Source organism: Panacibacter ginsenosidivorans, assembly GCF_007971225.1.
GTDB lineage: Bacteria > Bacteroidota > Bacteroidia > Chitinophagales > Chitinophagaceae > Panacibacter > Panacibacter ginsenosidivorans.
The window spans coordinates 4,022,040-4,035,429 of the sequence record NZ_CP042435.1; the positions used below are offsets into that span (position 1 = coordinate 4,022,040).

General features: G+C 38.0%; 11 protein-coding genes. 8 read left to right on the forward strand and 3 right to left on the reverse strand.

The genetic code is table 11. The features are described from left to right. Positions 1-18: 18 nt before the first annotated feature. The 4 genes from FRZ67_RS16850 (at position 19) to FRZ67_RS16865 (ending at position 3,140) form a co-directional block, all read left to right on the forward strand. The gene (locus tag FRZ67_RS16850; protein WP_147191389.1) at positions 19-780 is read left to right on the forward strand and encodes a DUF2225 domain-containing protein; all 762 of its coding nucleotides are present in this window, start codon (positions 19-21) and stop codon (positions 778-780) included. 603 nt (positions 781-1,383) lie between these two features. Further along, entirely contained in the window at positions 1,384-1,917 is a 534-nt protein-coding gene (locus FRZ67_RS16855) for a hypothetical protein (RefSeq protein WP_147191391.1), read from the forward strand. 24 nt (positions 1,918-1,941) lie between these two features. After that, complete coding sequence (locus FRZ67_RS16860; RefSeq protein ID WP_147191393.1) at positions 1,942-2,463, forward strand: hypothetical protein; 522 nt, start codon at positions 1,942-1,944, stop codon at positions 2,461-2,463. Positions 2,464-2,624: 161 nt separating this feature from the next. Further along, a complete protein-coding gene (locus FRZ67_RS16865; RefSeq protein ID WP_147191395.1) occupies positions 2,625-3,140 on the forward strand; it encodes a hypothetical protein in 516 nt (171 codons plus the stop codon). A 387-nt stretch (positions 3,141-3,527) separates the two neighbouring features. Here the strand turns inward: FRZ67_RS16865 and FRZ67_RS16870 are convergent, their stop codons facing one another. Beyond that, positions 3,528-3,980, reverse strand: coding sequence for a hypothetical protein (locus FRZ67_RS16870; protein ID WP_147191397.1), 453 nt, complete (start codon positions 3,978-3,980; stop codon positions 3,528-3,530). 642 nt (positions 3,981-4,622) lie between these two features. On the opposite strand from FRZ67_RS16870, the gene FRZ67_RS16875 reads away from it, so the two are divergent. The 4 genes from FRZ67_RS16875 to FRZ67_RS16890 all read left to right on the forward strand — a co-directional run bounded on the left by FRZ67_RS16875 (position 4,623) and on the right by FRZ67_RS16890 (position 8,825). Next, positions 4,623-5,585, forward strand: a complete 963-nt coding sequence (locus FRZ67_RS16875) for an aldo/keto reductase (protein WP_225975376.1) — start codon at positions 4,623-4,625, stop codon at positions 5,583-5,585. A 27-nt stretch (positions 5,586-5,612) separates the two neighbouring features. Next, positions 5,613-6,425 carry a helix-turn-helix domain-containing protein gene (locus FRZ67_RS16880; protein ID WP_147191399.1) on the forward strand — a complete coding sequence of 271 codons (813 nt, stop codon included), beginning with the start codon at positions 5,613-5,615 and terminating at the stop codon, positions 6,423-6,425. A gap of 379 nt (positions 6,426-6,804) precedes the next feature. Then, positions 6,805-7,677: an alpha/beta fold hydrolase gene (locus tag FRZ67_RS16885; RefSeq protein WP_147191401.1), complete on the forward strand. Its 873-nt coding sequence runs from the start codon at positions 6,805-6,807 to the stop codon at positions 7,675-7,677. A 458-nt stretch (positions 7,678-8,135) separates the two neighbouring features. Continuing rightward, entirely contained in the window at positions 8,136-8,825 is a 690-nt protein-coding gene (locus tag FRZ67_RS16890; protein WP_147191403.1) for a VIT1/CCC1 transporter family protein, read from the forward strand. Positions 8,826-9,140: 315 nt separating this feature from the next. Here FRZ67_RS16890 and FRZ67_RS16895 read toward each other — a convergent pair whose 3' ends face one another. Both FRZ67_RS16895 and FRZ67_RS16900 read right to left on the reverse strand, forming a co-directional pair. Next, positions 9,141-11,210, reverse strand: a complete 2,070-nt coding sequence (locus tag FRZ67_RS16895) for a catalase (RefSeq protein WP_147191405.1) — start codon at positions 11,208-11,210, stop codon at positions 9,141-9,143. Positions 11,211-11,617: 407 nt separating this feature from the next. Continuing rightward, positions 11,618-13,096, reverse strand: coding sequence for a gluconokinase (locus tag FRZ67_RS16900; protein ID WP_147191407.1), 1,479 nt, complete (start codon positions 13,094-13,096; stop codon positions 11,618-11,620). Positions 13,097-13,390: the final 294 nt, after the last annotated feature.

A 13,390-nucleotide genomic window follows, 5' to 3' on the forward strand; every position in this document is an offset into this window, starting at 1 on the left:
AAAACCTAAACAAACATTATGAGACCCTTCCTATTCAAAGCAGTTTCAATATTTTTTCTTTCTACTTTTTTTATTAATGCTAACGCCACCACCTGGGGATCTGTTGAAGTTAAGTGCCCCTTATGCAATACAGTAAATACTTTCCAGGAAGTAATGAGTTATGGTAGCTACATTTATAGTTGGCCTTCAAAGTATCAACTGATATATTGGCCGGCTACAGATACAAGGTTCCTGTATAGTTGCAAGCATTGTTACTATACGGCAATGATGAGCGATTTTGACAGTGTACACGCAGATAAAAAAGAAGCATTGATAAAAATGCTTAAAGATGTTAAGATAGATCAGAAAAAAAATTACTACGACATTCCAATGTCTGAAAGGTTTGTTGTGGCCGAAAAAGTTTATCAGATAAAAGAACAATCTCCTCATGAATGGTGCTTTTTTTATAGGGTAATGGGTTATCATATGATGGGGGAGAATAAGCCAGAACTTGCTAAAGATTCACGGCAAAAAGCAATTGAATTCGCTAAACAGGTATTAGCTGACACAAGCCTGGAAAATAAAAAGTACTATACTTTAATGCTTGGCTGTATGAGCTATTTTACTGGAAACAATGATTCATCAAAAGAGAAACTTAATGAAGCGCTTGCTATCACTTTTGTGAACAAAGAGTGGTCGAAAGAAGATCAGCACGCACAAAATGAATACTACGATCAAATAGCAAAAGATATATTGGATAAGATTGCAAAAGGAGAAAAGGAAATCTCTATAGAGCAATAGCATTTTATATTGTACTGGTGCAAGACAGACTTTAGTTTGTAAAGATATTCTGCAACGAAAAGAGAACTGAGTGGAAACAAAATTTTTCTTTTTACTCCGCGAGTCTCCAAAATAAACAACGTTCCCCAGTTAGTCAAAGAATGCCAAATAAAAAATAAGAAGCTAGCTCAAGACTGAGGAGTTGCTTTGTGTATGGCGTCTTGGGCGGGTTAGTTAAACAAAGGCTTTTTTACTCCGCGAGTCTTCAAAATAAACATGTTCTCAGGCGAGTGTCAGATAGCTTTGTGTATTGGCTGTGTGGCACTCGCCGCATAACAATACGGCAAGTCCGCTATCACACAATTCTGCACACATGAGACGCCTTAGAAATAAAAAATATTAATACTATCATGAAAACAGAATGCACAAGTCTGCCTTTGCATTATTTCGCTTTGCTCAATAATGCTTCTGCAGATGAAGTGAGTGACACAACCACAGCTCCACAATGTTGCTAAAGCTTATAACAAAAAAATCAATAAGACTTTGTAATGATATTGCTGAAATAAAATGTAGTATTGTGTCGTTTCTTAAACACTTAATTTTTTTTCAAAACCTGAACCTGCTATGAGAAAAAGACTTCCTGCCATATTTATTCTTTTCTTTTTTATGCTGCATGCACATGCGCAAATAGGTGTCATGAAATTAGTTGGACCTGGTACCAAAGATTATTCAATAGGTTTTGGGGCGTTTATTAAAAGCAGCATTCCTGTATCAGACGCGGCTAATGTTACCGTAGAAATAGGAGCTGATTTTTTTCCTTCAGAAGGTGGTTGGAGTAGTGGTGAAGGTACAGCAATGTGCCCGTTGAAAGTTGGATACAGGTATACATTAAACGGAACCGGCGAGGGATTTTATGTAGAACCACAGGCAGGTTATAATGTTTACGGTGTTACTTCTTTAACAGATGCGCAGGGCAAACAGGTAGATCTGAAATATCACGGTGTTGTATTTGCAGCAGGTACAGGCTACCTGTTCTCCATCTGGAACTTACCTTTTGATTTAAACCTTCGTTACGAGACGGTGATGGCTCATGGAGGTTCTAATAATTTTATCAGCTTGGGAATATCAAGATTTATCAGCTTTGGAAGGAGAGATTAAAAAACTGTTCAAAAATTATTTACCATGAAATTTTATTGTACAACCATTATAGCAATACTGCTCTTCTCATCTTGTTTAAAACAATCCATTCCGGATGCGATGCTTGGCAAGCATGGCGGCGGTACTGCAACACTTAGCTATGAATTTAATGGTGAAGCGGTAAATATATCAGTGCCTGATGCAGATAACCAAATGCCGGGTAATTATAAACTGGCTTGCACTAAATCTGGTTTTTATTACCTGGAAGCTATTGGTGGCGGGGAATTTGCGTTTACCTTTTTTACGGATAGTTTAACTGTGGGCAATTATAAATATACTTCCGGCGACATCTTTGTAACAGATTATAACAACCATCCTTCATTTGTGCATTACCCGGGGGATAATATAAACTTCAACATTACATCTTATTCAAACGGGCATATAAGCGGAAATTTTTCAGGGGTGCTTACACCATTGATAACTCCGGGTACTCCTGATATATATGGTACCCAAGGTTCAGTATTAATTACAAATGGTTCTTTTGAAAATGTGCCTGTGTTTTATTAAACGGTTGTTTCTTTTGCTGTCGCCACAGCGTTATGCGTAGTGAACTTTGTGGGTAATAAGTATTTGTATTAACAAATCACAGAAGTAAGAAGTTATAAAAAATTAAGGACTGCCATTAAAAGTGCAATGTAAATTCACTATTAGAAAAAATCAACACAATTATGAAACCAATTATTTCATTGATCTTTTCCTTTATACTTGTTCCTCAAACAGGATTTAAAAAGATGACTTTGCTGGATGGAAAAGTTGAATTCTCAATAACAGATAATTTATCAGCCATATCTGATGAAACATGGAAAATTAAATATCATACTTTACCAAAACCTGCAGTTGCTTTTTCTGATGAAAATGCAGAGATCAATCTCCTGGTTGATATAACAAACCAGCCAGCTTCTGAAGACCAGTTATCTTCTTATAAAGATTTTCGAATACAAAATTTAAAGAACACAAGATCGGATGTGACTTTTTTATCAGATGGAATTAAAGATGTAAATGGGAAGAAAGTTGGGTACATTAAATTTACTTCTCAGGCGGTTGATCAGAAAATATTTAATTATTATTTTTTTACAGTTGCTAATGGTAAAATTTTATTTTTCACTTTTAACTGTATTGAAAAACTTCAAAAAACATGGGAACCTAATGCTGACAAAATACTTGAATCTATAAAGGTGAAGTAGTATCATTTTGTGTCGTCCCAGGGTTGGGCGTAGCGAACCCTGTGGGTAATAAAAGTAGCTTGCCCTACTGCATATAGGCAATGACTCTTTTCTGCAAATTTCTGCGATGGCTAAAACAATTTACCAAACGGGAGTATTCAACTATATACTAAAAGAGATGATTAAATAATTGCTTGTTGATAATGGGTGCGCTTAATAATAATTTTAAGATCAGACCCTCGCGTTGGTATAAGAATGTCAAATAAAAAATAATACGATAGCGCAAGACTGAGGCGTGGCTTTGTATGTAAGGGTGTTGTGATGGATGACTCAACAAGGCTTGAGATGCTGGCACACTAAACATACGCCTCAATCTTAAGCCAGCATCAGGCAGGCAATATTGGAAAATCATTTTTTCTTAACCAATATAACCGGGCACTTAACTTTAAAATGAGAATTTTGAAGGATCAGTTCATTGGGTTCATTTGTTACTTCCTTAAATTCAGAAGCATCTACATATAATTCCGGTGCTTCATCGATCATGGTTTGCAAAGTATTCCCGGCTATTTGATTGAATGGAACAATGGTAATGTCAATATTTTCCGTTTTTGCTTTTTCATGTAGCAGTTTCGCCTCTTCTAACAGCAACCCGGTATCTTCACGCCATATGTCTTTTTCGTCTGTTACAGTTTCCGCTAAGTTTATATCGCTCGGAAAGCCATAACCCCTTTTCTCATCTTGCGGAGAGTAAATAAATACAACTGCAAGATCATTATCGTCCCGTTTGCACGATGCAATAGCAAGATCAAGCGCTTTATAATTAATTACTTTCTTGAAAATTAGGACCACTTTGTTTTTCATAATAAACATCTTTTCATTCACTCAACAAAACACGAACAATTAAATTTAGCCATATAATAAAACTGTGCAAAAGGGTAAAGGTTATTTTTCAGTTACGATTGTTTGGAAAAAAGTTTCAGGGCACCCAACAAGGTGTGGAAGTAAATTTGTAACTACCTATAAGGCAAAAAACCTCTTTAAAAATAAAGAGGTTTGTCAAAGCATATCCAATGATGGGATATGTATAAGAAAGAAGTTTAAAACACATTTTATTTCCTGTCTAATAATTTCTGCAACATCTCCACCTTTTCTTTTTTTTACTCCGTAAGTCTCCAAAATAAACACGTTCTCAGGCGAGTGTCAGATTGCTTTGTGTATTGGTTTTATGGCACTCACCGCATAATAACACGGCGAGTCCGCTATAACTCAATCCTGCACACATGAGACTCGCCTTAGAAATAAAAAATATTAATGCTGCCATGAAAACAGAACGTACAAGTGAGTGACACAACGAAGATGCCATAACATACCAATGCCGGCAACATAATAATCACTACAAACATGTGAGCTATACAGGCAAGTAAATTGAGCCGTTCAGGAAATATGCCATTGCTTAAGTGCCAGGACCTTTGCACAGTTAATAAAACAAAAACAATATTGACTATGACAAAAATAAAGCTTGGCAACAATGGTCCGCTCGTATCTAAACTTGGATTGGGTTGTATGCGCATGTCGCCTGTGTGGGGTAGCGCAATGAATGATGAAAGTGAAAGTATTGCTACCATACAAATGGCATTGGAGAATGGTATTAATTTTTTGAATACGGGAGATTTTTATGGGGCGGGTCACAATGAACTGCTGGTAGGTAAAGCCATTAAAGGCAGGAGAGATGATGCATTCATCAGTGTAAAATTTGGTGGTCTTGTTTACCGCAATCAATTCATTGGCTTAGACCTTCGCCCTGTAGCCATTAAGAATTTTATCAATTATTCTTTGGTGCGCCTCGGTATAGATACTATTGATCTTTACCAGCCGTGCAGGATGGACAACAGCGTGCCGGTAGAAGATATTATAGGCACGGTCGCAGACCTGATAAAAGAAGGAAAAGTACGCTACCTCGGTGTATCAGAAATAACAGCAGAACAGCTACGCAAAGCCAACAGCGTTTATCCTGTAACTGCATTAGAGATAGGTTATTCGCTGGCAGACCGGCAAATTGAAGCAGACCTTTTACCTGCGGCAAAAGAGTTGGGCATTGGCGTGGTTGCTTTTGCCAATACTGCAGAAGGTTTACTTACCGGTGATATGAAGGCACCACTTGCTGCCGGTGATTATCAAAATCACTTTACACGCTTCCAGGGAAATAATCTTATAAAGAACCTGGAGAAAGTAGAAGTATTAAAACAAATGGCACGCGATAAAGGCTACTCACCAACGCAACTGGCTATAGCATGGGTTAATACACAGGGTGAACATATTATGCCATTGGTAAGCATGAGCCGGAGGAAAAGGTTACCGGAAAACATACAGGCAATGGAAATAAATTTTACGCCTGCAGAAATGAATACACTGAACACCACGTTTGCACAAGGCACCATACTTGGTGGTACATACCTGCAACGATAATAAAAAGCTGATCAATATCTTTACATTGTGACAAATCCTACAAAAATAATACCGGGTGTAATTTTCTATGCTTATCTCTCTGCTACAAGGAAAGATAAGGTGAGCTTTTTAAAGCATAATACGCTTGTGTTACAGGTATCAGGACATTTTACCCTGGAAACAGCGGCGCAGAAAATTTCTATGACAAAAGGTGAGATGCTGCTGATTGGTAAAAATCAATTAGGTACCATTACTAAAACACCACTACCTGGTGACGGGATGTATGAAACGATCGTTATTTCTTTACAGGAAGACCTGCTGAGGAAGATAGCACTGGAAGAACACATTGAAACAAAACAAAAATATACAGGGCCATTAAATGTGCTTATCCCCTCCAGTGATTTTCTGAAAGGATTTTTTCAATCTATTGTTCCTTATGTGCGCAACCCGCAGACAACAATATCTGCAGATATGGGCATGCTGAAAGTAAAAGAGGCGGTAAAGCTGATACTCCATGCTGTGCCACAACTTAGTGACTTGTTGTTTGATTTTTCAGAACCATATAAGATAGACCTGGAAGAATTTATGTTGAGCAACTTTCATTACAACCTGCCCGTTGAAAAGTTTGCGCAGCTTACAGGCAGAAGTCTTGCAGGTTTTAAACGTGATTTTCAAAAAGTATTTGATATGTCGCCGAGGCATTGGCTGCGGGAAAAAAGGTTATCAGAAGCAAGGCATCTTATAGAAAAAAAGAAGAAGCCTTCCGCTATTTATCTTGACCTGGGTTTTGAAACCCTTGCACATTTCTCTTATTCTTTTAAAAAGAAATATGGTAAGGCACCAACGGAGTGGTTTAATTAAACTTGCAACTGTGATATAAAAGACCCATGCTTGCATGGGTTTTTATATTTTTTGTTTACCGGCTCCAATGCAGGTTGCGGCTTTGGTTGTGTCACTCACTTCATCTGCAGCAACTATATTGAGCAAAGCGAAATGTTCAATAAAGAACAACCCGTACAAATGAGTGACACAACCAGAGACACCATAACTACCTGCAGCATGTACCAAAAAATAACTTCAATACCTGCAACTATCGATTTTATTTATCGGTTAATGTCCGCAATCTTTCTGCTCTTGCCGAAATTTACCCCCTAAGTTGTCGCTTTTACACCGTATCAAATACCGGAATGAATTCCATCTTTGTATTGTCAATAAAATTCTAACTAAGTTAAATAGTGCCATGAAAAATTTACTCAAAACACATAGTCTCTTTAAATCAATAATGCTGATTACAACCATTATGTTGGCAGCATCTCAATCAAACGGTCAACAAATAAAACCTTCGAGCAGTGGATACGCACCTGTTAATGGCATCAAAGTTTATTACGAAGTATATGGTGAGGGTAGCCCTATAGTTTTACTGCATGGTGCTTTTTACACCATTGATCTTAACTGGAGTCAGTTGATACCAGAACTTTCAAAAACAAGAAAAGTAATCGCCATTGAAATGCAGGGACATGGGCATACACCATACTCAGACAGAAAATTATCGATCACTACGTTGGCAAGTGATGTGGAAAAAGTAATGGATTACCTGAAGATAGACAGTGCTGATGTTGCAGGTTATAGTATGGGTGGTTCCGTTGCTTACCGGTTTGCAGTGCAAAGTCCTGAACGGTTAAGAAAATTAGTCATCATTTCTTCCACTTATAAATCTGATGGCTGGCTGCCAATAGTAAACGGTGCGTTTAAAGATTTTAAACCTGAGTTTTTTGACAACACACCTTTAAAAACTGCATACGATGCAGTGGCACCTGATAAAACAAAATGGAGAAATTTTTTAATGCAGATGTTTGCTTTTGCACAAGAGCCATTCAACGTTGGAGATTCTAATATTGCGAAAATTGCTGCGCCTGTATTAATTATATCCGGAGATAACGATGGTCTGGATAAAGTTGAGTTGATGAAAACATATAAATTATTGGGAGGTGGTGTTTCTGATCTGCAACCAATGCCAAAATCGCAACTGGCAATTGTTCCTTCACAAGGACATGTAAGCCTGATGATGCAGACTACAACGATCCTGAACTATCTGAATAGTTTTTTAAAGTAACATAACGGATATGCAATTTAAATAGTAAAGCGTGACTGGTATTTAACTTTGAAATAATAGGTATTATAAATTCCCCAAATGGTGCAGGTATATAAACGTGATTACTGACAGTACCTTGTGCCGGTAGTTGCCTGTACCATAGCAATGTATTTTTATTGCTGCCATAAAAACAAAAAGTACAAGTGAGTGGCACAACCACAGTTGCCACAAGGTTGTTAGCCCCAAACCAAAAAATGTTCTTTTATTTATCAGTCAATGTTCGCAATCTTTCTGTTCTTGCCGGAATCCCTCCCCTGAGTTGTCGTTTTTACAAGGTGTCAAATCCTGTAAAGAATTTCATCTTTCTGTAAGAACAGTGAACATCAGGCATTTCATTTTCCATGGTTCAGTTTTATTTGGGAAACTCGTGAGAGTCGTATATTTTAGTGTTAGGTGCAAGCGTAAGAACCTCACCAAAAATGGAACTTGAGAAACATTATATAAATAGAAGTGGATGGCTCAGGGCGGCTGTATTGGGCGCGAATGATGGAATACTTTCGACAACAAGTATAGTTATTGGAATAGCTGCAGCCAGTGATACAAGACCTCCAATCATTCTGGCGGCATTAGCTAGCTTGGTTGCAGGTGCCTTGTCTATGGCAGCAGGTGAATATGTTTCTGTTAGTTCACAGTCAGATAGTGAAACCGCTGATTTAAATAGGGAGAAAAGTGAATTGGATAAAATACCCGACATTGAATTGAATGAATTGGCTAAGATCTATCAACGCAGGGGTTTGGACAGCGATTTGGCAATGCAGGTAGCCGTACAGCTTACAAAGCAGAATGTATTAGAGGCTCATGCCAAGGATGAATTAAGTATTAATGAAGCCACACAGCCTAAGCCATTGCAGGCAGCCCTGGTTTCAGGAGCATCTTTTATATCGGGTGGACTTTTACCACTTTTGGTTTCTTTATTTGCGCCTGTAAACCACATGGTTATTTATCAATATTCTTTTTCAATTGTATTTCTTGCATTGTCGGGTGCTATTGCTGCAAAGGCGGGTGGCTCAGCTATTGTAAAGGGAATACTCAGAATTTGCTTTTGGGGAACAATAGCAATGGGGATAACAGCTTTGGTTGGTTACCTGTTCGGAGTAAAGACTGGTTGATAAAACAAAAGTCTCTATAAAAAAATCTTATTCTGGCGAAGTATAAGCCGCAAGGCTTTCTGTGCAGGTACCCGTGCCTTGCTGCACAAAGAACCAGTCGCACAAGTGAGTGACACAACAAAAGTTGAAAAAGGTTATATAGCAGGTTACATAATATTCCTTCTTTCAAATTATATTTTTACTGCAGGTAATTTTATTACTTAATGTGCAAGTGTAAATGCAATTATAACTGCTGCCGGTGCTGCTATAAAAATAATAGATAAGTCCATCAGGTATGATGGACTTATCTATGTAAGTAAAATATATACAGTTTAACTATGCAAGATTACGAACGGAAGGTTCACGTTCCCAGAAACGTTTGGTGGCTGCAGTAATGAATTGTTTGCCCAATTCTTTTACACCTTCGTCTTTTACAACGTTTGCTTTATCGAGCAAAGGCATGGCTTCTTTAGTATAGCCAATTGCTTTTAAATGCCCGAATGCATCCATTACCCATTGTATGGCGGCGGCTTCTTTTGCAAGCATATCAGCACCTTCCCTGGAAAGAATAACAGCTACTGCATCAAAGAGCTGGGAAGGTGTTCCTGCAAGCTGACCATCTGCTTTTATTTTTGTTTTATCTGATAGTACAATACCGTTAAGTCTTGGTGCCACAATTTTGCTGGTGCCACCTGCTTTCTTGATATCTTTTTTCAATTTGTCTATAGCAGCAGCATCGGTTCCGTCGGTAATTAAAATACCCACACACCTGCCCTGCAAAGTCTCTTTCATATTTTTTTGAATAGAGAGTGCAGCTGAAGTTTCAAGATCCTGTACCGGTTTGGAAGATGGTGCTTTTGCGGGCAATGGAATGCCTAAGCCTTTGGCAACCCGTGCTGCCAGGTCTTCTGATATATTCCGTAAGTTGGCAATAACACGTGGAGGCACGTGTTCCAGCGTTACTTTAGATAATTCAAACACAAGTGCGGAAGCTAAGTGTGCCTGTTCATTTTCTGTTTGTGAATTAAAAAATAATCTTGCCTGGCTATAATGATCTGCAAAAGATTCGGGACGGATACGTAGTTTATCTCCTTGTTCTTCATTTTCCGGGCGCCCCTGGAAACTTGTAAAGCCTGTAACAGGGCATTCTCTTGGACCGGCTTCTTCACCTGCCACATCAAGGCTATTTGGTTCATAATTAGCACGACCTTTAGGCACTTCTGTCTGCATCATACCATCACGCTGCAGGTTCATCATGGGGCATTTGGGTGCATTAATGGGTATCTGGTGAAAATTGGCAGTTCCCAATCTTGATTTCTGTGTGTCAAGATAGCTGAACAACCTTCCCTGCAATAATGGATCGTTGGTGAAATCTACTCCCGGAACTATATTGGCGGGGCAATAGGCCACCTGTTCTGTTTCTGCAAAGAAATTATCGGGATTGCGGTCAAGTACCATGCGCCCTACAATTCTTACAGGAATTACTTCTTCAGGTATCAGTTTAGTAGAATCGAGTACATCATAAGGCAATGCATCTGCTGTCTTTTGATCAAACAGTTGTAATCCCAATTCCCATTCAGGAAAATCGCCCCTGTCTATTGCTTCATATAAATCACGGCGATGGAAATCATTATCAGCAGCCTGTAGTTTCAATGCTTCATCCCATAGAGTTGATTGTAAACCCAGCTTAGGTTTCCAATGAAATTTTACAAAAGTCGATTTACCTTTTGCATTTACCAGCCTGAAGGTATGAATACCAAAACCTTCTATCATTCTTAAGGAACGTGGAATAGCACGGTCGCTCATTGCCCACATGATCATATGAGATGTTTCGGGCATTAAAGAAACAAAATCCCAAAATGTATCATGTGCACTTGCTGCCTGGGGATATCCTTTATCAGATTCCATTTTAACGGCATGTATAAGGTCAGGAAATTTAATGGCATCCTGGATAAAGAACACCGGAATGTTGTTTCCAACCAGATCCCAGTTTCCTTCTTTTGTATAAAACTTTACAGCAAAACCACGCACATCTCTTGGTGTATCTACAGAACCTGCACCACCTGCTACAGTTGAAATTCTTGTAAACAAAGGTGTCTTTTCACCGGCGCGTTGAAAGATATCAGCCTTTGTAATGTCGGACAAGGACTCATACAATTCAAAATAGCCATGCGCAGCAGAACCTCTCGCATGTACAATGCGTTCGGGTATGCGTTCATGGTCAAAATGAAATATCTTTTCGCGCAGCACAAAATCTTCCAGTAATACCGGGCCGCGTTGCCCCGCTTTCAGACTATTCTGGTTATCTGATACATGAATGCCCTGGTTGGTTGTTAAAACAGGATGCGCTTTGTCTGCAGTTTGATGTGTGTCTCCACCTTGTTTTTTTTTGGTAGTATTTTTCATGGTTATATTTTTTATTTTACATGGCAATTAATAAAGCAGATGTTTCTTTAGGTTAGCATACTTAAAACCTGCCTGAGTTATTGTTTTAGATACCAGCTATAGCTTTTATAGCATCCTCGTTGCGTCGCAATCCATTCATCCATATAAAATATGGCATCATTACCCTGCATATAAATGAAAAGATTTTTATTAACTCAAACAGTTTCTTAAAAGCCCGGTTTTTTCTAAGGTGCATATTACTATCTCAAACCTTGTTCCACATTATTGCAGGTATGGGCGGTAAATAATTTGGGGAATAATAGTCCCTTTGGGAAATATATGGGAAGCGGGCTGCTTAGTTATCTTTTAATGAATGGCATTTTATTATTAATCGTGCATGTACAATTTCGGGAATGCAATCAATAATTTTAGCTTACTACTTTAAAAGCGGGATATAATTTTTTGTATCGCTCAAAATGCTTTTGATACAATACATGATTAGTATCATCTGGTATAAACACTTTATCTGTTTTTAAAAACTTTTTCACCTCGTAAACATTTTTTATAAAACCTGTTGCATACATACCAATTAATGCTGCACCAACAGCAGATGCATCTGCCACTTCATTAAGAATAATTTTTTTGCCAAACATGTCGGCAAGCAGTTGCATCCAGAAATCAGAATTTGTAACAAAACCACTTACATAAACACCGTCGACGGTATTGTTTTGTTCTTCGATGTTATTTAATATTTGTAACAATGAAAATGAAATGCCTTCTATAACGGCCCTTGTTAAATGCTCTTTTTCATGATTCATTTTCAGGTTGTAAAAAATGCCACAGGCATTTTCATCCCATACAGGTGCACGTTCTCCTAATAAATAAGGAAGGAACATTAAACCTTCCGATGTTGGAGAAGCTTTTGCAGCAAGCCGCATTACCTTATCAAAATTGTCATCTTGTTCCAAAATAATATTTAGAAAATTCTTAGCGAACCATTCTAGTACAATGCCACCATTGTTAATTGGCCCACCTGTAACATAAACTTCTTTTGTAAGTATGTATCGAAACAGTCCGTTGAGTTCTTTTAGTATTGGTTTGGGAATGGTTAACCTTACTGCGCCACTGGTACCAAGCGTAAGAACTGCCGTATCTTTTGATAATGCACCGCAACCAAAGTTGGCAAGACAGCCATCATTGCCGCCCATTACGAATGGAATATCGTTTGTAAGATTCAGTTGTGTCTTTATCCCATGCAAAAGTTCTGTTTCATAATGTGTTGTTGCAACAACGGTAGAAAGTTTTGACTCATCAATGCCTGCCAGTTGCAAAGATTGTTTGTTCCATTTGTTATCATAAATATTGTATAAGCCTGTGCTACAGGCTATGCCCTCATCAATAATGTACTTATTGAAGAGCTTGCTATAAATAAATTCTTTGATGGAAATGAATTTGTCTGCAGCATTAAATATTTGCGGTTTCTCATTTTTTAGCCAAAGTAATTTACACAACGGAGACATGGCGTGAATGGGTGTTCCTGTTTGCGCATAAATATTTTTCCCCGTTTCTGAGTTGCGTAATTCAATAGCATATTTTTTACTGCGTGTATCTGCCCATGTCATGGCATTCATGAGTGGATTGCCATTTTTATCAACAGCCATAAAACTATGCATGGCTGCACTAAAACTTACACAGGCAATTATATTCTTATCTGACCCCTGTAAATATTGTTGTAAAAGTTTTATAACAGCCTGGAATATTTCTTCGGCGTTTTGTTCATGTGTGCCATCATCCTGAAGAATAGAGTTGACAGCTATCTTGTTTGTGTGAACAATATGGCAGCTTTCATCTATAACAACAGTCTTACAATTTGTGGTGCCAAGATCAATGGCAATAAAATGTTGCATGATGCTAAAATAATTGAAGCACTCTTATAAAAAAAGCATTTGTTGTAAGTCATAATATCCTACTTTCACACCTGCTATACAAAGCCCTCTAAATTTCCTCAAAAGGAGAGTTTAGAAACTTGTTTCAAATAACCTGGAAAGTGTACTAAGGCAAATGAATTGAGGAAATGAATGATTATAGCTGCCAATTCGTATGCAGATGAAAGGATTGCGACGCAACGAAGACGCCATAAGTACAAAAGCTGGTATCATAAAATTTCTTGTGTATTAATAATCTCCAATTGTAATTCAATT